Origin of the sequence: Oscillatoria sp. FACHB-1406, from assembly GCF_014698145.1 — a bacterium.
Lineage (GTDB): Bacteria > Cyanobacteriota > Cyanobacteriia > Cyanobacteriales > Spirulinaceae > FACHB-1406.
Window position 1 is genome coordinate 298812 of the sequence record NZ_JACJSM010000001.1, and the last position, 23135, is coordinate 321946.

The following is a 23135-nucleotide window of genomic DNA, read 5'->3' on the forward strand; positions in this document are numbered from 1 at the left end:
CACTACAATTCAATTAGTATAGGATCGTTGTAGCCGCACAATAGTTCTAACCTTCGAGGAGTTCGATTGGTAGAAGCTCTATGGAACAGCAACTCTCGATGAATCGCGAACAAGCTTACCAGGGTTGCTTGGAGAAAGTCAGTTGGGCTGCTTGTCAGCTTGAAGTCGAAATCACACTGGAAGCGCTCGCCGAAATCGCCGACCTTATCGTTCGACCGATGATGGGGCCTTGGCGCTATTTTCACACGCCCGAACATATCTTTGAAGTCGGCGGTACTGAGGATGCAATCGAAGTCCTCGCAGCACTTTTTCACGATGTTGTTTACGTTCAAGTCGATCGCAGCATCAACTTTAACCTCAGTTACTACATTGCCCCCTTTAGCAAGGAAACTGAGGGACAACTAGAGATTCGCAAAGCACACGAACTGCCGCCAGATCCCTGCTTTGAAATGACAGCAAACGTCTTTGGATTTGTCCCCGGACAAGCGCTCAATCCCTTTGCCGGACAAAATGAATTCCTCAGCGCGCTGGTGGCGGCAAAAGCACTCCAGCCACTCTTGCGCCCGCAGCATTTACTACAAATTATTGCTTGCATCGAAGCGACGATTCCCTTCAGAAGCCCGAGAGAAGATGGGAAAACGGTAAGCGAACTACTCTTCGCACGCTTAAAAACAGCAAACTGCGAACTCGAAGAACCGTTAAGCGAGGAGGAATTGGTCGAGACGGTCAAAAAAGCCGTGCGCGTCGCCAATCGCGATGTGATCAGTTTTGCTTACCCCCAAGCGGGAGACTTTCTCGACAATACTTGGAACTTGCTGCCGGAAACTAACCATCATTTGATGGCTCCAGGTTCTTATACGGTGCGCCAGTACCGCATTGCATTACAAAAGATGGAAGGGTTTCTCTGTTTTCTCAATCCCGATGTCGTGTTTCGACAATTTCAGGGAGAACCTGACGAAGCCACGTATCAGTCTTGGCGGGCAACGGCTCGGGAAAATATTGAGGTGGCGCGAATTTATTTAAGTTGTAAATTGCTCTCGATCGCGCTGTTAGAATGTCTCTCCTTACGTTTGGGAGAAGATATTTCTCTGGCAACGTTAGTCGGAGAATTGCCCGGACCGGGTTCGGAAATGTACCATTTCGAGAGTTTTCTGCCCGCAGTTCCCAATCCCTATCAACCGAAAACGACTCGCGAGCGAGAAGCGCTGAAGGTTTTAGAAAAAGGTCGCGCTAGTACCTCTGCTTACGACTTGAAGCATTCGCCCTTGGCAACCTTTATTGTCAAGTCGGTTGGTTTTAAAGAAGCGCAACGATTGTGCGATCGCGCGAAGGATTTCTTTAAGAATCAATGTTCTTCCGAGGAGTTCATCGCCGAGTTCGATCCCCAACTCTTCCAAGTTGCGATCGATGGAACGATCTCCTTATTCGAGAGTCGTAAAGCTGCCCTCTGCGGTCAACAACCTTCCCATCCTAACTGGCTGACTTCCGATCTTTTGAGTTGAATTTAGCTTGCTGTTGGGATGTATTGCCGAGATTTTATAATCGCTGGCGCAGAAAAGTCAGCAGTTTAATGAAACTTTCGGGAAGCGGTGCAATGGCTTCAATCCATTCCTCCGTGACAGGATGCTGCAAGCCGAGTTTGTGGGCGTGGAGTGCTTGTCCGGGAAGGTTTACCCCCGAAAAACGCGCCGAACTATAAACGAGATCGCCCACAATAGGATGCCCCATTTGCGCCGAATGAACCCGAATTTGATGGGTGCGCCCGGTTTCGAGGCGAAATCGCATTAGGGTGTAGTTGCTGAGGCGTTCTTCGATTTGCCAGTGGGTGACGGCAGTACGTCCGCCTTTTTCGAGCGGGACGATCGCCATTTTTTTGCGATCGCGCGGATGCCTCCCGATCGGTAGGTCAATCGTGCCGTTAGTGCTACCGGGAACGCCATAGACAACCCCTAAATACTCTCGGCGGGCAGTTTTGACCTTAAGTTGTGCTTGTAGGTGTTGATGGGCGAAATCGGTTTTGGCGATCGCGATCGCGCCGGTGGTATCTTTATCCAACCGATGCACGATTCCCGGACGCTGCACGCCGCCAATTCCGGCTAAATCGGGGCAATGCGCCAGGAGTGCATTAACCAGAGTGCCGTTTTCGTGTCCGGGGGCGGGATGCACGACTAAACCGGCGGGTTTGTTGAGAATAATCAAAGCATTGTCTTCGTAGAGGATGTCGAGGGGAATGGCTTCGGCTTCGACTTCTAGGGGAACGGCTTCGGGAATTGTGACAACGACGCGATCGCCATTTTGTACGCTCGCCTTTTTCGAGGTGCAGGTTTCGCCGTTAATGCAGACGCAACCGCCTTCAATCAGTTTTTGCAAGCGAGAACGCGATAGATCCGGCAATTGTTCCGCCAGCCAGCGATCGAGGCGTTCTTTGGTATCTTTAACTTCTAGGGGACGATATTCGCTCATTCAAACGATCGGGGATGTGTAGAGGTATCATTGCAGAGTCTCGACTTTAATCACTCTCCCACCTCAAAAAACTCAAAAATTCCAATGTCTGCGATCGCAACGGTGATAGTTCCGGGTACAACAGCCAATCTAGGCTCTGGTTTCGATTGTATCGGCGCTGCCCTCACTCTGTACAACCAATTCCGATTTACCGCCGCCACCGATACCGCCGTCCCCCTAAAAATTTCCGTGCAAGGCGAGGAAGCTAAAGGGTTGCAGGCTGATAAAAGTAACTTAGTCTATCGCGCCTTTTGCAAGCTGTACGATCGCATCGGACAGCCCGCGCCCCCTGTCGAAATTGAAATTAAGTTAGGCGTTCCCCTCTCGCGAGGGTTGGGCAGTTCGGCGACTGCCATTATCGGCGGGTTAGTGGGAGCCAATCGCTTAGCGGGCAATGCTTTGAGCGTCGCGGAAATTATGGAAATTGCGATCGCGATGGAAGGACACCCCGATAATGTCGTCCCCACCTTATTGGGTAATTGTCAACTTTCTGTAAAAACACTTGACAAATGGGAAGTTTGTGCAGTCCCCTGGCATCAGGCGATCGTCCCCATCGTTGCCATCCCCGACTTTGAACTTTCCACCGAAGCGGCGCGCGCCGTACTCCCCACCAGCGTCAGCCGCGCCGATGCCATCTTCAACATCTCGCGCATGGGAATGCTGGTGCGCGGTTTGGGCGAACACCATCCCGACTGGTTGCGCGCTGCCCTCGACGATGCCCTCCATCAACCTTACCGCCAAAGCTTAATTCGCGGCTACGAAGAAGTACAAGCAGCAGCCATTGCAGCGGGGGCTTACGGGATGGCGATTAGCGGTGCTGGGCCCGCTTTACTCGCCTTGGCTGACAGCGCGAAGGCGAAAACCGTTGCCGAAGCGATGCAGACAGCGTGGGAACGAGAAGGCGTTCGAGCCGAAGCGCTGCTGCTGGCCTTAGATGCGGAAGGAGCAAGGATAATTGATAATTGATGAATGGCGCTGAAATAAGAGTTGAAAAATCGCCGTAGAGACGTTGTATACAACGTCGTTATTGATATTTCGTAGGTTGGACAGCGCCCACCAGCCTTAAGTTAGTGCCATTCGGTAATTGATAATTGCATAATTGGGAGAGTCCGAGCAAAGTCTCCCGATGGGGAAAATGAAATCATGGCAATAGAAGCTGTTCCAACTCAGTTTCGAGTTCTCGTGCAGTCTTTTTGCGAACAAATGTATTTTAATCAAATACATTAAAAATTATTATTATTGCACATATGTATTATATTTTATTTTTAACATAAATATTAAAAGCTAAAGTTTGTACTCGATGTTACAATTTTATTAAGAAATATTTACTGTTGCCTGGGGAACGCGCAACAGGGATTTTCTCTAAACGAAACGACAACCAAACAACATCGTAAAGCCAGCTATTCCTCTAGCTGGTTTTTTATCAGAAGAATGGGTCTAAAGCTCCGTCTTTCTAGTAGGGCTTTCTGGTTTTTGTGTTAGCCTAGCAAAGGTAGTACGAAATAGATCGGTTTTCCCGATTTCAAGAATTGTAATCACTGCTTGCATCGTTAGCAGTGTCAAATTTTTAGTCAAGGGCAATCTTCATGCTGTGGCTGGTTGCTGTTTTCGTCAGTTTGGGGTGGGTGCTGTCTCTGTGTTTCCATGAGTTCGGACACGCCTTAATCGCTTATTGGGGTGGGGATACATCCGTTAAAGAGAAGGGATATTTAACCTTCAATCCGCTCAAATATACCGATCCAGGGTTAAGTTTGGTGTTGCCGATATTTTTTCTGTTGTTGGGGGGAATAGCACTACCAGGAGGGGCGGTTTATATCAATCAAAAGTTACTGCGCGATCGCAAGTGGCAAAGTGCCGTCTCTGCTGCCGGTCCGCTGGCTAATATTTTAGTCGTTTTATTTTTTTCAATTCCCTTTCAATTGGGCTGGAATCAAGTCACTTTGGATCGCAATAACGTTCTCAACAGTGCGATACTTTCCGCAAGTCTTGCTTTCCTGATTCTCATTAATACTTACGTCGTTATTCTCAATCTTTTACCGCTTCCTTCCCTCGACGGCTACGGCATTATCGAACCGTGGCTGCCTCCGGCTTGGCAGCGACAATTCCGTCAGTTCGGTCAATATGGGATTTGGGTTTTAATTGCTTTGTTATGGTTTGTCCAACCCTTCAATCAATTACTGTGGAATGTAGCGCGGGCAATTACGGAGTCTTTAGGTGTTCCCTTAGAAACAGCTTTAGTTGGGGGCGAAATTTTTAGGCAGTATTCTTTTCTCTTAGTCGGAGTCTTGATATTAGGTTTATGGATTTTTGGGAGCAAGGAGAAGCGCTGGTATGGGAAGGGGAATAATTGGGCAGGAATGAAACGGTATGCAAAAGCATTAGATTGTTACGAAAAAGCACTAGCAATTAATGCAAATTTTGCAGAAGCTTGGCAGGCAAAAGGTTACGTTTTGACGCAATTGCAACGCTATGAAGAGGCGATCGCGGCTTACGATCGCGCGATTTCCTTACAACCGCAAAATACCAGCCTTTTGATGGCGCGCGGCGAGATTTTGCAGGCTTTGCAGCGACAGGAGGAGGCGATCGCGTCTTTCGATCGCGCGGTAGAATTACAACCGGAGAATGCGGAAGTATGGTTTTATCGCGGTTCTCTGCTGCTCGATTTACAGCAATGGGAAAACGCGCTCTTATCGTTCGATCGCGCTTTAGCTTTATCGTTACCGCGCGATAAAACCGCGATGACTTGGTACTCCCGCAGCTACGCCCTCGCACAATTAAAACAAGATAAAGCTGCCTTAGAAGCGTGCGATCGCGCCCTAAAACTCGATCCCAATTCCTATACCTATTTAATCTGGCGCGGCGATCTTTTAGCGAGTTTAAATCGTTCTGAAGAACGCCTAGCCGCCTACAATCGCGCCCTAAAATTTAAACCCAACCTCGCCCAACTGTGGCTGAAACGCGGCGAGGTTTTGCGGCAATTGCAACGATACGAAGAAGCGATCGCATCTTGCGCGCGCGCCCTCGCTTTAGAGCCAAAAACCGCAGAAATTTGGTACGAACAAGCACGATGTTATTGCTTGCAGGGGAATATCGAGCGGGCGATCGAGTCCTTAAAGAGTGCGATTGCGATCGACTCTCGCTACCGAGAACTCGCGATCGCCAATCCCGATTTCACCGCAGCGCGTCAGAAGAATAGCTTTCCTTAAGCACGCGGCACGATTAAAGTAATTAAACTTTCAACAATTCGCTCGGGATCCATCGGCATAACTTCCTTACCGTACAGCGCTTCTTGCACCATTAACCAATGAATGAGCGAGCCAACAAAAATTCTTGCTGTGGCTTCGGGATCGCTCGAGTTTAAATCGGGGCGCGTTTTGAAATAATCGCTTACCACATTAACGGCGGGCTGAACGAGATTTTTTAAAAAGATTTGTGCTAAGTCCGGGCGTACTTCCGATTCCCCAAAAATCAAGCGGCAAAATCGCAGGTAGTCGGTATCGCCGATATGTTCGGTGAGGATGCGGCGCGCTAAGTCTCGCAGCACGGTTTCGGGTTCGCCTTGCAGCGGTTTTGCCCAAACGAGTTGGAATTCTTCGATCGCGATGCGCTCTACTAAGGCAGTAAACAGCCCGTCTTTGTCGCTGAAGTGGCTATAAAGCGTTTGTTTGGACACGCCCGCAACTTTTGCTACCCGATCCATACTGGTGCGCGCGTAACCGTGGGCGAGAAATTCGGGAACGGCGGCGCGGAGGATTTGCTCGGCTTTTTCGGGTAAGGGGCTAGTTGCCATTGTTGCCAATCCTAAACAATTTTCCCTCGAGCATCATCAATGGATGTTGGTAAAACCGATTATGTTAAAATAGTTTAACGAAACTGTACTGTACGGTCTAACGGCAAAGATCGTCAAGCTTGAAACTTATCGAGCAATCAATATGGTTCTAAAAATCAAGGGCGCGGAATCTAGGTGGAAGAATTTGCCGATGTCGAAGTCCGGCAGTCGAATCGCGATCGCGCTATGTGTTCTCGGACTCGCGACCGTCGGTGGGGGGCTATTCTACAGCCTGAAAATGAGTCGTAAAGAGCCGACAGCAGCGCCAACGCCCGTTGCTTCGCCCGTTGTCACCGCCGTTACCGCCCTCGGTCGCCTTGAACCACAAGGAGAAACGATCGTGGTTGCGCCGCCACCGACGTTAGGGGCAGCAAAAATCGCCCAACTGTTAGTGAAACAGGGCGATCGCGTGGCAGCCCAACAAACCATTGCAATCTTAGACGATCGCGATCGCCTTGCGGCAGCTTTAGATCGGGCTAACAGCGACGTTGAAGTTGCGATCGCCAACCTGCAAATCGTGCAAGCGGGGGCAAAAACGGGCGATGTCAATGCCGCCCGCGCCAACATCGCCCGCTTAGAAGCGCAACTGCAAGGCGAAATGACCAGCCAACAAGCGACGATCGATCGCGTCGCTGCCGAAGTTCGTAACGCTGAAAGCGAGTACCAGCGCTACCAGCAACTCGCATCCGGGGGCGCAATCGCAGCCATCGAAGTCGATCGCCGCCGCCTAGAACGCGACACCGCCCGCGAAAGTCTCAACGAAGCGATCGCCAAACGCAACCAAACCCAAAATACCTTACAACAACAAATTAAAGAAGCGCGCTCCACCCTCAATAGTGTCGCCGAAGTCCGTCCCGTCGATCTCGTTAAAGCCAGCGCAGAAGTCGAGCGCGCCCGCGCCGCCGTCAAACAAGCCCAAGCCGAGTTAGCCCAAGCTTACGTTAAAGCACCCGTCAGCGGACAAATCCTTAAAATCAATACCCGTCCCGGTGAAAGTGTCGGACAAACGGGGGGAATCATCGAAATCGGGCAAACCGATCGCATGGTTGCAGTCGCCGAAGTTTACGAAAGCGATATCGGTAAAGTTAAAGAAGGCCAAAGCGCGATCGTTAAAAGCGAAAACGGTTCCTTTAGGCAATCCTTAAAAGGTGTTGTTTCTGAAATCGGCTTGCAAATCGGCAAACGCAGCGTCCTCGAAACCAATCCTGCTGCCGATGTTGATGTTCGCGTTGTCGAAGTCAAAATTTTGCTCGACCCCGCCGATAGCCAGCGCGTTTCTAGTTTAACCAATGCCAAAGTCTTAGTTGAAATCCAGCTTAATTTGTAATTCGTAATTCGTAATTCGTAATTCGTAGTTCGTAATTCGTAATTCGTAATTCGTAATTCACCATTCATCACTCGTAATTCGTAATTCACCATTCATCACTCATAATTCATAATTCCCCCATTCATAATTCATCATTCATAATTTATATGAAAATCCCTCTCGCTTGGTTACAACTAACTCGCGAAAAAATCAGACTTATAATCGCTCTAGCGGGAATTGGATTTGCAGACATTCTCATGTTCATGCAACTTGGCTTTCAAGATGCACTCTTTGAAAGCTCAGTGGTCTTACATAAAAGAATTGAAGGTGACATCTTTTTGCTCAGTCCCAAATCCACCGCGATAATCGCAATGTCGCAGTTTTCACAACGAAGATTGTATCAAGCATTGGCGCTTAAAGGCGTGCGAGAAGTTCATCCAATTTACCTAGACTTTGTGATTTGGAAAAATCCCGTCACCGCAGAACCGCGCGGGATTATGTTGTTAGGGATTAACCCCGAAGATGATTTTATCGACGTACCGGGATTGCGCGAAAATTTGGATCGCGTCAAATTAGAAGATACGATTTTATTCGACAAACTCTCCCGTCCTGAATTCGGCCCTATCGCTGAATTATTTGACGAAGGAAAGACGGTTACAACCGAAGCAGGGGGGAAACAGCTTAAAGTTGGTGGTTTATTTTCTTTGGGGGCTTCTTTCGGGGCAGATGGGAATATTCTCACCAGCGATATTAACTTTTTAAGATTATTTCCGAATCGAAATAAAGGTTTAATTGATATCGGTGTAATTAGTTTAGAACCCGGAGTAGATGTTGAAAGTATTAAACAATCCCTTACTACTATCTTACCCCAAGATGTTAATATTTTTACTCGCAAAGAGTTTATCGACTTTGAAGTTAATTATTGGAAAACAAGTACAGCAATTGGTTTTATTTTTACCCTGGGTGTTGGCATGGGGTTTATTGTTGGGATTGTCATTGTTTATCAAATTCTTTATACCGATGTTTCCGACCACTTGCCGGAGTATGCAACCCTGAAAGCGATGGGTTATACAGATTTTTACTTATTGGGAGTTGTCTTTCAAGAAGCTCTTATTCTTGCATTTTTAGGCTACATCCCTGGATTTTTGATTTCTAATATTCTGTACGCAGTCACAGCACAAGCGACGAGTTTGCCGCTCGCAATGACTGTGGCAAAAGCAACTCAGGTGATAATTTTGACTGTGATTATGTGTACGGCTTCCGGTGCGATCGCGGTGCGAAAATTGAGTGCAGCAGATCCGGCTGATATTTTTTAGAAATTATTGGGGTTTTATGAATACTGAAAAAGTGGTTGAAATTTCCAATTTAGACTTTGCTTACGGTCACGGAAACTTACGAAAACAAATCCTATTTGATATCAACTTAACCCTAGAAGCGGGAGAAGTTTCGATAATGAAAGGGCCTTCTGGTTCTGGGAAAACAACCTTACTAACTTTGATGGGTGCGTTGCGATCGCCGCAATCGGGCAGTCTGAAAGTTTTAGGGCAGGAATTAGTCGGCGCGAACAAATCTAAACTGGTGCAAGTTCGCCGCAATATCGGTTATATTTTCCAAGCGCATAACTTGTTGCGATCGCTTACCGCGCGGCAGAACGTCCAAATGTCGATCGAACTGCAAAACGGAATCTCAGCAGCAACAGCTAAACGGAAAGCCATTGAAATCCTAGAAGCGGTAGGATTAGGAGAACGAATTGAGTATTACACCGACCAACTCTCCGGCGGTCAAAAACAACGAGTCGCGATCGCGCGTGCCTTGGTCAGTCATCCTAAAATGGTTTTAGCCGACGAACCCACCGCCGCCCTCGACAGTAAATCCGGGCGCGCCGTCGTCGAACTCATGCGCCAACTCGCAAAAGAACAAGGTTGTACCATCCTCCTCGTCACCCACGATAACCGCATTCTCGACGTAGCCGATCGCCTCCTGCATATGGAAGACGGATACTTATCCCAAGAAAGCCTTTCAACACCAAAAAGAACGATTTCCACGCCCGTTTAGCGGAGTGTTTTCGACTTCGGAGACTTAACGTTCGATTTCGGAGCTTTAGACGCGGGCGGGGGCGGTGGGGGTGCGGGGTGCGAGGCGACTTGGCGTTTATTGGGATTGGTGCGGAAGCTGACATTCACCCCTTCGCCCGACTGTTCTAAGACTAAAAGTGGTGTTGGCTTCGCTTTTTGGTCCCAACTAATTAAAACCACTCGTCCTTGAATTGTCGGTTGCCAATTTTCGTGATCTTCAGCCGGAGAAAGAAACTTTTCGATACAGTCAATAATTTGGGCGATTGTCGAAGAAGTCGATTGCGTCGGCAACTTCATCAATCGAATTTGAACCCGAAATAATACTCCCGTCGTTCGCTTGCCTGCCGTATCGGTTTCATAGGTCACATCAAACATTTCATCAACCTGACGGCCGGTTGCCGCCACCCCCACTTGCTGGTGAGCGGTATTAGGACGTAGCGCTACGCTAATAATTTGTTTAACCCGAATTTTAATTTGGTTGATGATTGCATAGTGAAAAACTTCCTCATCCATTCGCAGGCGCAAATAGTCAAGATTGAACTCTCGCGAATGAATGAGATCGGGGTTCTTCTCCATTTTGTCGATCGTTTTTAGCGCTAGCTTCAAACGCTTCTGTAAATCTTGGGATTTGTACTGCTCGAACTTAATTTCCTTATTCTTCTTATCCAAAATCATTAATTTGGCATAAGCAGCAATTCCCGCCGCAATTAAAGTCATTAACAGCGTGCTATACAGCCCGATCGAACCAAATAAAGAATCACCTTTTGCAGCGGGGGCTGGGGGCGGTGGAGAAGGTTTGAGGGCAATAATCGATTGGGTTAGGGGAAATTGAGAAACCATAGATTGTGTTCGGATCGGGGAAACTGACCTGTATGCCCTTAGAGTTCCCAACAACCAGGTCTAATCGTTGAGCGATCGACCGAGCGATAGAAGATACCTAGATTGTCTGCAATGCCACAATCGCACAACGGCGATCGTATCGATAGAGGGAATTTAGATAGATCCACCTCAACTATACCAGTCCTCGATGAAGAGGATTATCGAGTTGTAAGGAAATTTTCCCAATATCTACTCTAAGTTAGCAATTTTTGATTTTTTTCGAGCAAAGGAAAAAATATGTAAAGATTAACCTCAGTTTTATCGCCCAATTTTCCCGATTCCAGGGCGGTTGCTGCTAAATCGGGTAATCGCCCTTCCAACTCGTGTCCTGCGCCCAGTTTTAAGCGGTTGTACTTAAATTCGATGGATCCTTCTCTTTGAGAAACTCTGACATCTGGCGAGATTCAGTTTTATTACCGTTCTTAGGACGAGAAGCCGCATCAAGAGGCAACTGGACGATAAATTCCGTGCCGCCTTCTCTTCTCGAACCGTAGAGCAATCGACCGCCATGTTCTCTGACTACAATTTGATGGCAGACTGTTAAACCCAGCCCAGTCCCTTTACCAACAGGTTTAGTCGTAAAAAAAGGATCGAATATTTTTTGGGACACTGCATCTGGTATTCCCTCTCCATTATCAACAATTCTGATGACCACAAAAGGAGAAGGAGATGCAAGAATTTCAGTTTGAATCGCGATCGTTGGTCTGTCTTGTATATTCTCTAAAGCATCGATCGCGTTATTAAAAAGATGCAGAAAAACCTGATTGATTTGAGCGGGAGAACAATGCACTAAAGGCACTCGCTCGTCATAATTTTTTTGAACGTCAATCTTCGGTCGTCTCTGCGTAGCTTCCAAACGATTCTGTAGCATAAACAATGTATTATCAATGCCGTTCTGAAGGTTGATTTCCTTCGCTCCCGACTCATCGAGGTGGGCAAAAGTCCGCAGTGAAGTAACAATTTGGCGAATGCGATTGCTTCCCGATCGCATCGATTTTAAGAGCTTGAACCAATCTTGCTTAACGAATTCTAAATCGAAAGATTCTAGGGAATCTTGAATAGCGGCAGGAGAATCGGGGTAATGCTGTTGATAAAGGTCTATCAGTTCGAGGGCATCAGCCGCGTATTGCTCTGCTGGCACTAAGTTGCCATAAATAAAACTAATGGGATTATTAATTTCGTGGGCTACGCCTGCTACCATTTGACCGAGACCCGCCATTTTTTCGCTGTGAATTAGTTGAGTTTGAGTTTCTTGAAGCTGGTGGAGAGTTTGCTCGAGTTCGAGTGCTTGCCTTTTTGCTAAAGCTTCAGACTTGCGAAGTTCTGAGTGCTGTCGAATGAGAATACGCTCGGCATGGCGGACAATTGCAAACAGCAGAGAATAGAGAGAACCTAAAATTAAGACGATCGCAATAATAATCTGTTTTTGCGTTCGATCGAGTTGGCGCAAGAAGGGCGTAACGTTGTTATAAATTTCAAAAACCGCCACCACTTTTTTCGGGTTTCCTTTGTCGTATAAGGGAATATAGCTCGATAGTAAGTGGTCGCCATCCTTCCCCGTATCGAGTGTAAGATGGCGATGGTCGAGTCGCGTTACCGTGTTTCCCGCGCGCGCTCGAAGGTAATTTTCACTGTTACTCTCTTTACCAATTTGGCTGAGATCGGTTGAAAAAATAGCCCGTCCGTTCAAGTCAAAAATTTTAACTCGAACAATCGATAAACCCTCAATTTGTTCGAGAAGGGAGCGTCGTAATTCGTAAATTTGCTGATTTGTCATTAACTCCGTATTAGTTGATTCGGGGGCTATCGTCAGCAATGGCTCGAATTTTTCCCACAAGACGTTGACAAAAAAATGACTCAGCGTTACATTTTGATATTCCTCAATGTGGATGAGGTCTCGATTTGCTTGGCTATGGTAGTAGCCGCTTAAAAGCACAGTTGCTCCCACAAATGCAAGCAAACTGGCTGCGGAAAAGTAGCGTAATAGTTTGAACATTTCTTCATTAAGCGATCGGTCGCTCTATCTTCCTCTGTTGATTGTCTTGCGCAAAGGTGACTTCCCCTTGTTATGATGCCCCGATCGCATAAAAAACAGCGATACAACTCATTAATTACGAGCTATGCAGTGAATTTAGGATAATTCCCCACTACACCGCAACATTACTTAGTTTTTTTGAGGAGCAGCTTAAAGGAGATGAAGTTTTGCAGATGAAGAGTGATGGAACCGAATTTTAAGGCAGAATTGCGCCGCCAGTTGTTAAAGCAACGCCGTTCGCTTTCCGCTCGGGTGTGGCAGACTCGGAGCAAACAATTGTGCGATCGCCTGCAAGAATTCCCGATTTTTGCGCGATCGACTACCATTTTAGCTTATTGGAGTTGTCATCAAGAACCCGATCTCAGCCCGTTATTAAGCCGCAGCGATAAGGTTTGGGGGCTACCGAGATGCGTCGATAAATCTTTGTGCTGGCATCACTGGAAGCCCGGAGAAGCACTGGAAAGAGGCAGTTATGGCATTTTTGAACCTCACGCCGATTCTCCTCGTTTGCAGGCAGAAAGCATCGATTTAATTTTAGTGCCGGCTGTGGCTTGCGATCGCGCCGGTTATCGTTTAGGGTACGGTGGCGGATTTTACGATCGCCTCCTCAGTTTGCCCCAATGGTCGTCTATCCCAACTCTTGGTATTGTCTTTGAGTTTGCCTTGCTCGAATCTTTGCCTGTCGAACCGTGGGATATTGCCCTGAACGGCGTTTGTACGGAGGAACAGATATTAAAAATTGCGCTTTGAGGGGAATGTTTGAAACCGAAAGATTTGTTCTTGGTTTAAAACAGGCGTACTTTTTGCAATAGAGTAGAGTGTCTAGCGATCGCTGAAGCACCAACTTTAAATTTTTAACTTAAAGATGACTCGTTTAACAGCACAAATCCGAAAGAAAAAATTGCAACAACTCGGACTATATATAGTTCTTAGCATTCTCGCCCTCGCCATGCTATTTCCCTTGCTGTGGCTATTGAGTACCGCTTTAAAATCTCCGAGCGAGAACGTTTTTGGATTTCCGCCGCAACTCCTACCGCGACAACCGACGCTTGCTAATTTCGCGATCGCGTGGAAAACTGCCCCCTTTGCTCGCTATCTTTTCAATAGCACCTTTGTTGCCATTGTTACCGTCGTCTTAAACGTTCTCTTCTGCGCTCTCGCTGCCTATCCCCTCGCGAGAATGACCTTTCCAGGACGCGATTTCATCTTCGCCCTAATCGTCTCTACGATTATGATTCCCTTTCAAATTGTGATGATTCCCCTCTACGTTCTTACCGTTCAGTTAGGCTTAAAAAATAGCTATCTCGGTTTGATTTTACCAGCATTAGCTTCAGCTTTTGGCATATTTTTATTGCGCCAAGCCTTCCAAGATGTCCCCAAAGAATTAGAGGAAGCCGGTCGTTTAGATGGCTGTACGGAAACCGGTTTATGGTGGCATATTATGATTCCCGCCGTGCGTCCTGCTTTGGTAACGCTTGCCATTTTTGTATTCATTGGTTCCTGGAGTGATTTTCTTTGGCCGTTGCTCGTTCTCGACCGTCCGGAATCCTATACGCTCCCAATCGGCGTTGCTACTTTAGCCGGAACCTTTTCCCTCGATTGGCGATTGATTGCTGCCGGTTCGGTAATTTCTATTCTGCCCGTTTTAGTCCTATTTTTGTTCGTCCAACGCTATATTATTCCGACGGATGCTGGGAGTGGAGTGAAAGGGTAAATTTAAATTAAAAATTAAAGATTAAAAATTTAAAAATAAGTAGAACGTGATAGCAATCATTAAAACCTTTCTGGCTTCCAAAAATCTTTACCCAAAACTTGCCTTGGCGCTCGGCGGCGGTATGTTGATGGGGCTAACTCCCGCACCTGTCGAAGCGTTTCCCCTCGCCTGGATTGCACTGGTTCCCTTGTGGCTTCTCCTAGCAGATTGTACGCTGAAACAATCGGTTATTTTTGCCTTAATTTGGGGCTTAGCTTACCACGGTTTAGCGCTGTTCTGGATAACGGGAATTCATCCCATGACTTGGCTGGGTGTTCCTTGGTTGGCGAGTCTCGCGATCGCGGCTTTTTGTTGGCTCTTTATTAGCTTATGGGGTGCAGCTTTAGTTATTGCTTGGGCGCTAGGGATGTTCTCCTTGCGGAAACTAAAACTCAAGGCACGCTCTAAAAAGTTTCTTCTTCAAAAAGGCTTTTTCGCTCCCTTTCAGCGCGTCTTAATTGGCGTTGCTTGGTGGTGCTTGCTCGAAGCAATTTGGAGTTCTGGGGTATTATGGTGGACTTCCCTTTCTTATACCCAAAGTCCTCACAATCTCCTCATTTTACAACTCGCTCGCTTTTCTGGGCCGACGACTGTAACCGCAGCGATTGTTGCAGTCAATGGTTTAATTGCTGAATTTATTTATCAAAAGGTCAAACATTTGAGAGATACCTCTCCTTTAAGTGGGAGAGAGGAATTGAAGGAAAGGGCGGCAAATTCTATACTTGCTGCTGCCCTAAGCTTACTACTCAGCAGTCACGCGATCGGATGGGCGATATACGCGCGCCCAATAACTCAGGAAAATCCGATTAAAATTGGGATTGTTCAGGGCAATATTCCTAATAATATTAAACTTTTTACTGATGGTTTTCAGCGAGCAATGCAGCGCTATACTAGCGGGTATGAAGCTTTAGCCGATCGCGGCGTAGATGCAGTCTTAACCCCAGAAGGCGCATTGCCGGTTTTTATCGATCGATTGCAGGATACGCCGATTTACGCAGCCATTTTAAAACATAAAACCCTCGCTTGGTTGGGCGCTTACGGGAGAGAACCCGACAACCCTACGGCTTTGAGTTATACCAATAGTCTTTTTACCGTAACTGGACAGGGAAACGCTGTCAGTCGCTTCGATAAAATTAAACTCGTTCCTTTAGGAGAATATATTCCCTTCGAGCCAATTGTAGGAAAATTTATCGATCGCCTTTCTCCGTTGGAAGCGCACATGATTCCCGGCAAAACTTCCCAAGTTTTCGAGACTCCCCTAGGGAAAGCGAGCGTTGGAATTTGCTACGAATCGGCGTTTGCAGAACACTTTCGCCGTCAAACCGCGCGCGGCGGCGAATTCATTTTAACCGCTTCTAATAACGCCCATTATGCCAAATCCATGCCCGCTCAGCACCACGCCCAAGATGTGATGCGCGCGATTGAAAACGATCGCTGGGCCGCCCGCGCCACCAATACCGGCTATTCTGGTATTGTCAATCCGCACGGCAGCACGATTTGGCGATCGGGAATTAAGACTTATGAAGTCCACGCCGACACGATTTATCGGCGAAAAACTCGAACGCTTTACGTGCGCTTTGGAGACTGGTTATTAGGCGTTTTGATTATTTTGGCAGTTCTGAGTTTATTGGGCTTTTCAATGTAGATATTTCGTAGTCCGGTGTTGCCACCATTCAGCAGTAGGGTGCGTTAGCAAAGCGTAACGCACCGAGCCAAGTCATGTTGAATGAAGTCCCCAAGAAGGGCGAATGCAATTCGCCCCTACCTTCCTAACCGCAATACTATCCACAATCCGATATGAATTTTGTAGACTTTTATAATGATAAAGTTGAAGAACTCAGAATTGAAGGGGATTGGGGAGCCATCTATCTTTAAAGACTCCCCATCTCCCTTTCAACTTACAACTGCCCGAAACCCTTCTTCTTCTTTCCGGGTTTCTTATTCTTTTTAGGACTGCCGCCGCCGGGATAGCCGCGAAATCCTGCTTGGGGCGCGCCGCCACCGCCGCCGAACATTCCCCCCATTTCCGGAAATCCCATTCCACCCATTTCGCCGCGTCCCATCTTCCGCATCATCGCCCGCATCCGCGTAAACTTCGTCACTAAATCGGATACATCCCGTTCGCTGTGTCCGGAACCCTTCGCAACCCGGCGGCGACGACTGGGCGACTGGGCTAGCAGATCGGGATCTTGGCGTTCTGCTTTCGTCATCGAACTAATCATTGCTTCGGTGCGCTTCAGTTCTGCCTCACCTTTCTCGAGATCCGCACCGCTAATCTTACCCATCCCCGGAATCAGCTTCAGTACGCCGCCCAAAGATCCCATATTTTTAAGCAAGCGCATTTGCTTGATAAAGTCATTGAAATCGAACCGCGCCTCTAGGATTTTCTCCTGCATTTTGACGGCATCGGCGAGATCGATTTCTTCTTGGGCTTTTTCGACTAGCGTCACTACGTCGCCCATCCCCAAAATCCGAGAGGCGATGCGATCGGGATAAAATGGCTCGAGGGCTTCGACTTTTTCCCCAACCCCCACGAATTTAATCGGTTGGCCGGAAATTTTTCGCACTGAAAGCGCTGCCCCGCCGCGACTGTCGCCGTCCATTTTGGTGAGGATTGCGCCGGTAATGCCGATTTCGTCGTGGAAGGTGCGGGTAAGGTTAGCCGCTTCTTGTCCCGTCATCGAGTCCACCACCAGCAGGGTATCGTCGGGTTGCGTCGCTTCCTTAATGCGCGCTAACTCTGCCATCATTTCCGGGTCGATCTGCAAGCGTCCGGCGGTGTCGATGATGACGGTATCAATGTTTTCGGCTTTGGCGCGTTCCACACCTTGACGGGCAATTTCTACGGGGTTTTCGCCCGTTCCCAGTTCAAATACGGGAACCTTGATTTGTTCGCCCAAAGTTTTCAATTGATCGATCGCGGCGGGGCGGTATACGTCGGTTGCAACCATTAAGCAATTGCGCTTTTGCTTGCGGAGATAGAGCGCTAATTTGGCGGTAGCCGTCGTTTTCCCGGTTCCTTGCAATCCCGCCATTAAAATCACTGTTGGCGGTTTATCGGCTTGGGCGAGGGGCGCGTTGGTTTCGCCCATCACGGCGATCAGTTCGTCGCGGACAATTTTAATAAACTGCTGGTCGGGACGCACGCCGGAAATGACTTCCGCGCCAATGGCTTTGGTTTCAACGTCTTTGATGAATTCTCGGACGACTTGCAGGTTGACATCCGCCTTTAAAAGTGCATCGCGAACGACTTTGAGGGCATCCTGAATGTTGGATTGGGAGATTTTATCTTGACCGCGTAGCTTTTTCCACGCATCTTCTAATTTTTCGGCGAGAGCATCAAACATTGTTTCGATTTGGGTTCTGGGATTTTAGTATTTTAGATTGAGCGATCGCGAAACTAAAGTCATACGCGGGGAGGAATAATCGAACGGCTGCTGGAGTTCGCTCATCGCTCGCTCGGCGGGGATTCCTCGAGCGCGATCGCGCTTTGCGCGTATCGGGGGCATTGATACTCTGAGTATAACGAAAGCGCGATCGCACTTATCCCCTCGGAGCGGTCTTGAAGTCTCCAATTCGAGCAATTGCGGTTCGGGGCGAACCTAAAATAAGCTTGGAGCGAGCGGGGAACGTTTACTTTGAGTTTAGAGCGACGTGGATCAGATGAAATAAGGTCAATTATGCACGATTTATATACGCCGATCGGCAAAATCAAAAAAGCTCCTTCTACTATATATAATTACTCAGGTAAGTCGCCAAATTGTCGGCGATAGCGTTCGAGTGTTTGTTGCAATTGTTCGCGCAATTGTCGCTCTGTTTCTGCTCGTTGTCGTTCTGCTTCTGCTCGCTGTTTAGCAATATCCAATTCCTGACGCATCTCCACTAATTGCATCCGAGCCTGCTGTTCGGCTTCTTCAGTACCGATATAGCGATTTCCTTCCTCATCAAACCAGTATAAAACCTCTCGTTCCACTCCCCCGTAATTGCGAATTCCCCGACCGATTCCTAAACCAATTTCTGGCATCCACACCGGTTCTTTTGTTTGCCAGCTATACCGTCCTTTAACTAATTTATACACTTCTAATTCTTGATGGCTGCCTCGTCCGAATTGTTGGGGATTGTAAATAACGTAGTACAACACGCCCAACCGAGCATAGATTTCTTCCTTGCTGCTATATTCGCCCCCCGGAGCTTGAGACACCACTTCGAGCGCTAAAATCGGCACGACATTGTTTTCTTCCCACGTTACATAGCTGCTGCGCGATTGTCCGCCTTTACGCCGTTCGACATTGAGGGCTAAAAATCCATCGGGAATAATCGGAATGCGAGGGTTATCTCCAGTGGTGTGATAGACTGCCATATCCACACCGAAGAACCAGTTTTGGCGGTTTCCCCAAAGATATTCGAGCAAGAATAACAGGAAGTTAGGGATAAAGTTTTGTTCTTCGTTATCCACGGGGGTATCGTCCGAACAGGGGAGTTCGGCGCTGCTGGGGAGATTCTGGATTTCCGATTTTAGCATTGACCATACCCTTTTTTTCCTTGAATTGAGTTTAGTATACCAACTCAATTCAAAGAGAAGCACGTACTGGATCGCGCCCTGGCTTTTATTGAAAAAAGACTGTCTTAAATTGACATTTTTTTGACGCGCGCTGATAACCAACGTTCAAAAGATTTCTGACTTTCTCCGCTGCGCCTACCGGCTAACAGTCCTTCAATACCAATATGTTCGTCAAGATCGGGCCATTCAATCGCGCAACCATCGCCTAGCAATTGCCATCTTTGTCGTTCCGCGATCGCAGCGTGGAGTAAACGGGGATACCAAGTTAAAGGAATACTGAGACTGCGACCGTCAATGAGGTCTACAATCAATTTTTCATCCGTAATGCTGACTTGAGTGGCGATCGGTTCTGTTTCAAGTATCAAAGTAGTCATGCCAAGCATTCAGTAACAATGTTTGATGTTCCTCTACCAGTTTAACAATCAGATTCAATTCATGTTCTTTAAAGCCTCGGTTTTTTTCTAAGGCGATCGGAACGAGCCAATATTTTGCAAGTTGCCGATCGCGCTTCACATGAATATGAGGCGGTTCGCCGCGATCGGAACTAAAAAAGATGAAGGCGTAAGGCCCAGCTTGTAAAACTGTTGGCATACTGTTTTTTGTTGCAAAGCATAATTTAATATGAGAATTAGGCTTTTATTCAAGCGAGTTTCTATAATTATTTTACCTGATTTATCTCACTCTATTCTATAAAAAATGCGTTTAGGGCTAAAGATTGACGAACCAATCGCGATCGACTTTTACCGATTCAACTAAAGTTATTTTTATGCCTAAGCCCAATTCTTTCAATCGGCGCACTAACTGTTCGCCATCAATTAAATCGATGGGAGGTGCGCCATCTCTTTGAGCTTCTGCAATAGCGCTCTGCGTAAAAGTTCCTGTTGTAATCAGCAATCCTTTATCGGTACGTCCTTGCATTGCACCGCGAAAATCCCTAACTTGAGAAGCACTCACCGCCCCAGAATAGCGCTTGCATTGAAAAAGAACTTGAAAGCTCAAAAAACCATTGATGCGAGCAATCCCAATGCCATCAATCCCGCCATCGCCGGACTTTCCCGTCACTCGGACTTGAATAAAACCGGATTCTCGTAATAATTTCTGTACCAAGCGCTCGAACGCAGAGGGTTCTAACTTAAGGAGCGCTTGGTGTAATTCTTGCTCCCAAGTTATCTCGCTTAAAGATTCACTAACCTCGCTAATTTCTTCGGCAACTTCTGAATCTTTCTGTTTATTTTTTTGTCGATCGCGCACGACCTTGACAATTTCTTTAGGATCGAGCGTGTTAACTTTTATTTCAGGATCGAGTAAAGACCAAATCCCCCGTTTGGAGTTCTCTAACAGCCCGTAATATTTAAGGTAGCTCAGACTCCAACTCAAGCGGCATTTAATCGCACTCTGAGAGGTATTTCCCTGCATAATTTCTAACACTTCTTCTGACAGATTAAGAAGCTGTACGACTCCTTCGTAAATTTCTTCTCGGGTTCCAGAACCGCCCAAGTCGAGCAAGACTCGAACAATAGGCAGTAGCATTTGGTCGAAGGTGGGAAAAAAAGGTGTCGATTCAGCCATTGTGGGATTCAGTTATATTTAAAGTCAAACTTTATCTTTTTCTCTCGCCCATAACATCACATCATCTTGTTGATATTTCAGTTGAAAGTGTGACGTTTTTTCAATGCGATCGCGCAATCCTTCCACTGTTCCCAGCGAACTGTTCCAACCGGGATGTCTGATGTTTAGCAGCACGTAATCGAAGGGTTCGAGCGGAATATTGCGATTCTCATCGAGTGCGAGTTTAAGCAGGGGACGATGGGCGAGATGGGGGGCGATTTGCGAGGCGGTGAGTACGCCGCCTTGAGTATTAATTTGTGCGATCGCGCCCCGCGTGGCTTGCCAAGTGTCGATACTTTCGAGGTATTGCGTCCAAAACAGACCGAATTTTGCTAAAGCAAGAAAACAGATTGCCGCCCAAACAACGATCCAGTGCGGACGTTTTAGCCAACTTTTTTCCGATGAAAGTGAGGCTATAACTGCGAATAATAAAAAGGGCAAAGCGGGTAGCGAATATTGATGCACTAAGTCTTTTTGGGCGGGACTGGCACTCAATAAATTTAAGCCTACAGTGGGGATAATCCCCCATAATGGTGTTAAATTTTGCCAAGAAAGTCCCCAAATTATGGGGATAAATAAAAGAATAAGATAAAATAGATTGGGAAGGGTAAAGATTTGCTGTAGAACTAATCCCGGTTCGAGCAAGAGATTGAGGATAATCTCTGAAACCGAGTTGCCCAAAACACTATAACGATTGACGGCGGCAGCTTCGCGACCGCTGAAGGCAGGAATAATCAGTTGAGTTGAAACAATAAACCAGACAATTCCGATCGCGATCGCAATTCCCCCGTAACTTCGCTTCTTCTCAAACAATAACAGCCAAATTCCCATCGCCGCTACCGTTAGCGATAGCACCGCCTTGGTACTTAAGATTAAAAGAACGCAAGCGCAATACAAAACTATTTTTCCTGCCCTCGCCGCCCATACTGCCCCAAAAATCGCCGGAATCGCCAACACTTCTGGGTGAAAATCGAACAAGTTGACGTTAAAAACGACCGGATAGAGCCAATAAACCCCTGCGATCGCGAGCGATTGAGAGCGAGTTAACCCCGCTTGCAGCGCGACTTTTTCCGTCAGCCAACCGCCCGAAGCGAGGGCGATCGCTTGCAGCAAAAATAACCAATAAACGCTGGGATAAATCTTGTAGAGGAGCGCAATCGGATACAGGATAAAGGCAGCATGATCGCCGAGGAGATGATGTCCGATAAGAGTAACAATCGGGACTCGGTTAACGCTCAGTAAATAAATGCCTTGGTCGAAGATTGATAAATCGAAGGCACTGGATTGAAACAGGAGATGGCGCAAGCTGCTGCATAAAAATAGAACCGCAGCGCTAACGGCGGTCAACATAATTCGTAATTCGTAATTCGTAATTCGTAATTATTCCCCCACGATTGAAGTCAACATAATTCGTAATTCGTAATTCGTAATTCGTAATTCGTAATTCGTAATTATTCCCCCACGATTGAAGTCGTGGGTTTGTGACCTAAAATTATGAATTACATTTCAGAATTTCGGCAAGCTCAATGACCAGAGGCTCAATGACCGCGAATTACGAATTAATAATTATTCGATCATTTTTGCAATCGGCTCGAACTTTGGGAAACCCGACGAGTTCAAAGCACTTGCGCTCTCAACCAAGCTACGGGAAGATACAACATTTTTTCGCTTTTGGGGACGAAAGCGCGTTTGGTAAAGACGTTGTAATCGTTGCGTTCGATGACATCGAGGATGCCTTGATACAACATTAACGCCGCCCAAACCGGCCAGCGCGCGTCGGGAGAGAGGGCGCGAATACCGCGCTCTGCATCGACGTAAAACTGGCGGGCGCGTTGGATTTGGAACCGCATGAAGTTGCGCCAGCGATCGTCTACGATGCCTTTAAAGAGGTCGTCTTCGGTGTAGTTGAAGCGGGCGAGATCTTCGAGGGGAAGATAAATTCGCCCTCGTTGCGCGTCTTCGCCAACATCGCGCAGGATGTTGGTGAGTTGGTTGGCGATACCGAGCGCGATCGCTTCTTTTTCGGGAACGGCACTGGAGGCTGCGGGACGATACCAAGGGGCAGTTCCGTTGCCGCGATCGTAGCCCAATACGGGGCTGGTCATTAGCCCTACCGTTCCGGCTACCCGATAGCAGTACAACTCGAGTTCCTCGAAGGTTTCGTAACGGCTGCGATAGAGATCCATGCGCTGTCCGTCGATCATGTCCCGAAAGGGCTGAATCTCGATGGGGTAGCGCTCGATGCTATCGATTAGCGCGACATCGGCAGCTTCTAGGGGTTTCCCGGAAAAGACCGATTCGAGGTGTTCTTCCCAACGGTCTAGCGTTTCTGGAGTCGTTGAAGCTGCTTCGGGGCCATCGACTAACTCGTCGGTGCGCCGACACCAGTTATAAATGGCCCAGATCGCCCGACGTTTTTCCAGCGGCATCAAGAGTGTGCCTAGGTAGAACGTTTTGGAGTATTTCGCCGTGATCTGACGGCAGTATTCGTAAGCCTCGTCTTTGGAGGCTAGTATGCTCATACGTTGAGTTTTAGGCAGTTGCAGCATTCATCCACAGGCTCGTAAGTGGGTCTACTGGAGTCGCA

At 47.5% G+C, this 23135-nt stretch carries 21 protein-coding genes; 9 read left to right on the forward strand and 12 right to left on the reverse strand.

Features of this window, described 5'->3' with window-relative positions; translation table 11 throughout:
- Nucleotides 1-80 precede the first annotated feature (80 nt).
- Nucleotides 81-1502 (forward strand): hypothetical protein, encoded by a 1422-nt coding sequence (locus H6G50_RS01335; protein WP_242032658.1) that lies wholly within the window; start codon nt 81-83, stop codon nt 1500-1502.
- Between the two features lie 34 nt (nt 1503-1536).
- Here H6G50_RS01335 and H6G50_RS01340 read toward each other — a convergent pair whose 3' ends face one another.
- Nucleotides 1537-2463: an RluA family pseudouridine synthase gene (locus tag H6G50_RS01340; protein WP_190712497.1), complete on the reverse strand. Its 927-nt coding sequence runs from the start codon at nt 2461-2463 to the stop codon at nt 1537-1539.
- Nucleotides 2464-2547: 84 nt separating this feature from the next.
- Between H6G50_RS01340 and thrB the strand changes: the two genes are divergently transcribed.
- A complete protein-coding gene (thrB, locus tag H6G50_RS01345) occupies nt 2548-3468 on the forward strand; it encodes a homoserine kinase (protein WP_190712499.1) in 921 nt (306 codons plus the stop codon).
- Between the two features lie 620 nt (nt 3469-4088).
- Nucleotides 4089-5708 carry a tetratricopeptide repeat protein gene (locus H6G50_RS01350; protein ID WP_190712501.1) on the forward strand — a complete coding sequence of 540 codons (1620 nt, stop codon included), beginning with the start codon at nt 4089-4091 and terminating at the stop codon, nt 5706-5708.
- Here the strand turns inward: H6G50_RS01350 and H6G50_RS01355 are convergent.
- A complete protein-coding gene (locus H6G50_RS01355) occupies nt 5705-6292 on the reverse strand; it encodes a TetR/AcrR family transcriptional regulator (protein ID WP_190712503.1) in 588 nt (195 codons plus the stop codon). The genes H6G50_RS01350 and H6G50_RS01355 overlap by 4 nt on opposite strands.
- A gap of 190 nt (nt 6293-6482) precedes the next feature.
- Between H6G50_RS01355 and H6G50_RS01360 the strand changes: the two genes are divergently transcribed.
- The 3 genes from H6G50_RS01360 (at nt 6483) to H6G50_RS01370 (ending at nt 9692) form a co-directional block, all read left to right on the forward strand.
- Nucleotides 6483-7658, forward strand: coding sequence for an ABC exporter membrane fusion protein (locus H6G50_RS01360; RefSeq protein WP_242032659.1), 1176 nt, complete (start codon nt 6483-6485; stop codon nt 7656-7658).
- Nucleotides 7659-7804: 146 nt separating this feature from the next.
- Nucleotides 7805-8953: an ABC transporter permease DevC gene (devC, locus tag H6G50_RS01365; RefSeq protein WP_190712507.1), complete on the forward strand. Its 1149-nt coding sequence runs from the start codon at nt 7805-7807 to the stop codon at nt 8951-8953.
- Nucleotides 8954-8969: 16 nt separating this feature from the next.
- Nucleotides 8970-9692 carry a DevA family ABC transporter ATP-binding protein gene (locus H6G50_RS01370; protein ID WP_190712509.1) on the forward strand — a complete coding sequence of 241 codons (723 nt, stop codon included), beginning with the start codon at nt 8970-8972 and terminating at the stop codon, nt 9690-9692.
- On the opposite strand, the gene H6G50_RS01375 is transcribed toward H6G50_RS01370, so the two are convergent.
- Together H6G50_RS01375 and H6G50_RS01380 are read right to left on the reverse strand one after the other, a co-directional pair.
- On the reverse strand, nt 9689-10552 hold the full coding sequence (locus H6G50_RS01375) for a hypothetical protein (RefSeq protein WP_190712511.1): 864 nt from the start codon (nt 10550-10552) through the stop codon (nt 9689-9691). The genes H6G50_RS01370 and H6G50_RS01375 overlap by 4 nt on opposite strands.
- Nucleotides 10553-10931: 379 nt before the next feature.
- Nucleotides 10932-12587 carry an ATP-binding protein gene (locus tag H6G50_RS01380; protein ID WP_190712513.1) on the reverse strand — a complete coding sequence of 552 codons (1656 nt, stop codon included), beginning with the start codon at nt 12585-12587 and terminating at the stop codon, nt 10932-10934.
- 222 nt (nt 12588-12809) lie between these two features.
- On the opposite strand from H6G50_RS01380, the gene H6G50_RS01385 reads away from it, so the two are divergent.
- From H6G50_RS01385 to lnt, 3 genes are all read left to right on the forward strand, one after another.
- Nucleotides 12810-13376, forward strand: coding sequence for a 5-formyltetrahydrofolate cyclo-ligase (locus H6G50_RS01385; protein WP_190713006.1), 567 nt, complete (start codon nt 12810-12812; stop codon nt 13374-13376).
- A 115-nt stretch (nt 13377-13491) separates the two neighbouring features.
- Nucleotides 13492-14340 carry a carbohydrate ABC transporter permease gene (locus tag H6G50_RS01390; protein WP_190712515.1) on the forward strand — a complete coding sequence of 283 codons (849 nt, stop codon included), beginning with the start codon at nt 13492-13494 and terminating at the stop codon, nt 14338-14340.
- Between the two features lie 46 nt (nt 14341-14386).
- Nucleotides 14387-16024, forward strand: coding sequence for an apolipoprotein N-acyltransferase (gene lnt, locus H6G50_RS01395; protein ID WP_347239846.1), 1638 nt, complete (start codon nt 14387-14389; stop codon nt 16022-16024).
- A 253-nt stretch (nt 16025-16277) separates the two neighbouring features.
- Here lnt and ffh read toward each other — a convergent pair whose 3' ends face one another.
- From ffh to crtB, 8 genes are all read right to left on the reverse strand, one after another.
- Entirely contained in the window at nt 16278-17726 is a 1449-nt protein-coding gene (gene ffh, locus H6G50_RS01400) for a signal recognition particle protein (protein WP_190712517.1), read from the reverse strand.
- Between the two features lie 24 nt (nt 17727-17750).
- Entirely contained in the window at nt 17751-17888 is a 138-nt protein-coding gene (locus H6G50_RS01405) for a hypothetical protein (RefSeq protein ID WP_190712519.1), read from the reverse strand.
- Nucleotides 17889-18118: 230 nt separating this feature from the next.
- Complete coding sequence (locus tag H6G50_RS01410; RefSeq protein ID WP_190712521.1) at nt 18119-18901, reverse strand: Uma2 family endonuclease; 783 nt, start codon at nt 18899-18901, stop codon at nt 18119-18121.
- Between the two features lie 104 nt (nt 18902-19005).
- On the reverse strand, nt 19006-19314 hold the full coding sequence (locus H6G50_RS01415; RefSeq protein WP_190712523.1) for a DUF2442 domain-containing protein: 309 nt from the start codon (nt 19312-19314) through the stop codon (nt 19006-19008).
- Nucleotides 19295-19531: a DUF4160 domain-containing protein gene (locus H6G50_RS01420; protein WP_190712524.1), complete on the reverse strand. Its 237-nt coding sequence runs from the start codon at nt 19529-19531 to the stop codon at nt 19295-19297. The genes H6G50_RS01415 and H6G50_RS01420 overlap by 20 nt, the downstream gene beginning before the upstream one ends.
- A gap of 117 nt (nt 19532-19648) precedes the next feature.
- Entirely contained in the window at nt 19649-20509 is an 861-nt protein-coding gene (locus tag H6G50_RS01425) for a restriction endonuclease (protein ID WP_199302650.1), read from the reverse strand.
- 24 nt (nt 20510-20533) lie between these two features.
- Nucleotides 20534-21898 (reverse strand): DUF2079 domain-containing protein, encoded by a 1365-nt coding sequence (locus H6G50_RS01430; protein ID WP_190712526.1) that lies wholly within the window; start codon nt 21896-21898, stop codon nt 20534-20536.
- Between the two features lie 266 nt (nt 21899-22164).
- Nucleotides 22165-23097, reverse strand: coding sequence for a 15-cis-phytoene synthase CrtB (gene crtB, locus H6G50_RS01435; RefSeq protein ID WP_190712528.1), 933 nt, complete (start codon nt 23095-23097; stop codon nt 22165-22167).
- Nucleotides 23098-23135: the final 38 nt, after the last annotated feature.